At 37.0% G+C, this 1,090-nt stretch carries 3 protein-coding genes; all 3 read left to right on the top strand.

What is annotated here, in order from left to right:
• Positions 1-507, top strand: a 507-nt coding sequence (locus tag QUB33_RS29550; RefSeq protein ID WP_333358283.1) for a transposase, incomplete at its 5' end; no start/stop codon positions are given.
• Between the two features lie 16 nt (positions 508-523).
• Complete coding sequence (locus QUB33_RS29545; RefSeq protein WP_333358278.1) at positions 524-679, top strand: hypothetical protein; 156 nt, start codon at positions 524-526, stop codon at positions 677-679.
• Between the two features lie 6 nt (positions 680-685).
• Positions 686-931, top strand: coding sequence for a transposase (locus QUB33_RS29540; RefSeq protein WP_333358275.1), 246 nt, complete (start codon positions 686-688; stop codon positions 929-931).
• Positions 932-1,090: the final 159 nt, after the last annotated feature.

The following is a 1,090-nucleotide window of genomic DNA, read 5'->3' as shown; positions in this document are numbered from 1 at the left end:
ATTTATGCGCGTGTTCAACAGTCGAGCATGGAACAAATAGGGCGAGAAGAAGGATTGAGTTATGACGAAGTTAAAGGTATTTTTAGTCATGTCAGTTCCTCTCAAAAAAAAAACTGTTGGGAGTCAGTCAAACGAGTAAGTATAGATGAGATAAGTATGCGCCAAGGAAAAAGAAGTTTCGTAACAGTGGTCAGTGACATCGAGGGGGGTAATTTGATTGAAATGATTGACTCTCACCGTCAGCAAGATATAGTTGAGGTCCTGATGATGCAACCACTTGAGGTTCGCGAAAAAGTTGAGGAAGTGACTGTTGATATGTGGGGAGGATTTCCCAAAGTTATAGAACAAGTATTCCCAAATGCTAAACTTGTTATCGACCGTTTTCACGTGATGAAAGCAGTTAACAAAGACTTGAATAAGTTGCGTCGAGGAATAGGAATCACAGACAGAGGTAGTAAATATTTATTATTGAGTAATCGAATCAATCTTGAACAGGATCAAATATAGCAAGTCTATTTGAGTCATGAATGTAGAACCACCTGAAATGCTGGCGATCATTGAATCGATTGTTTACAAATCAAATGGTTTTGCTATAGAAAAGCTGGAAATAGTTTTGAAAAAATCAGAATGCTTAAGAATTGCCTACGAGATGAAAGAAGAGTTTCGAGAAATATATTAAACCAATATGACCGTCACAGTAGCTCAGACAGAGTTCAAGGATTGGCTGAATTATGCGAAAATATTTTTCCAAGAATCAGCTTCGACAATTGTTAATCATTTTGAAGGAATTTGTAATTACTTTCTTAATCGCACAACAAGTGGAGTGATGGAAGGGATAAATAATCGAATTAAATTAATTATGCGACAAGGATATGGCTTCTCAAACTTTGATAATTTTCGAGAACGCGTATTAGCTTGCTTTTCTAATTAGATAAAAATATCACCGCAAGTTCAGGAGAGCCGACTCTACTACCACATTTTGAACGTGCATGAGTTCGTGTTAACCCCAATAGAACACCCATTTCATCCAAAAAAACGAGGTTGTCAGGGTCGATATTTTTCACTTTGTCCCAATATTCACACCTCAAAA

Origin of the sequence: Microcoleus sp. B3-A4 (assembly GCF_036705385.1) — a bacterium.
Lineage (GTDB): Bacteria > Cyanobacteriota > Cyanobacteriia > Cyanobacteriales > Microcoleaceae > Microcoleus.
This window is presented reverse-complemented; position numbering and strand designations above follow the sequence as displayed.